The 621-nt window shown below is 69.1% G+C and carries 1 protein-coding gene; it reads left to right on the top strand.

The window, feature by feature from the left end; all coding sequences use genetic code 11:
• Positions 1-290: 290 nt before the first annotated feature.
• Positions 291-621, top strand: a 331-nt coding sequence (locus GVL61_RS24420; protein WP_200845016.1) for a hypothetical protein, incomplete at its 3' end; no start/stop codon positions are given.

A 621-nucleotide genomic window follows, 5' to 3' on the forward strand; every position in this document is an offset into this window, starting at 1 on the left:
TCATGATGGAGATGTACGAATCCGGTGAACTCCAGCAGGTGCTGGGCGGCCAGCCCCAGGCCTGACATCCGGCACCCCTGCCCGGCCGCCCGGCCGCTTCATGCGCGGGCGGCTTTTTCACGTCCGGCGGCGCGGGCGGAGGCGCGGTGGCCGTGGCCACGGCCACGGGCGCGGCTGTCGCTGTCGGACAACTGCCACCGGTTGACGGGGTTTTTCCACCGTTGGAAGCCGGCATGTTGTGTGCTTGAATGGTTGCGTGCCCTCACCCTCCAACGAACCAGGAGCGCGCCATGACGACGACACACAGCCTTGTCCCGCAATCTCCTTCGATGGGCCTGCCGGTGGCCCAGTTGCGCAACGTGTTCCGGCCCGGCGACGTGGAGCGCCGCCTCGCCCGGCTGCAGGACGCGGGCAGCCAGCGTGAATACGAAACCCTGCGCGCGGTCTACGAGCGCATGCTCGAACGGGGCCCCGAGCGCTTCCAGGTGAAGCCGTCCGGCGTGCCCGACATGGCAGGCCTCTACGAGCAGCTGCCCAACTTCTCCGATGCGCTCGACGACGTGAAGCGCCACGTCGCGCTGGCACAGGACAGCCGCGACGGCCTGGAGGTGACGCCGATGC

Origin of the sequence: Novosphingobium sp. 18050 (assembly GCF_902706195.1) — a bacterium.
GTDB lineage: Bacteria > Pseudomonadota > Alphaproteobacteria > Sphingomonadales > Sphingomonadaceae > Novosphingobium.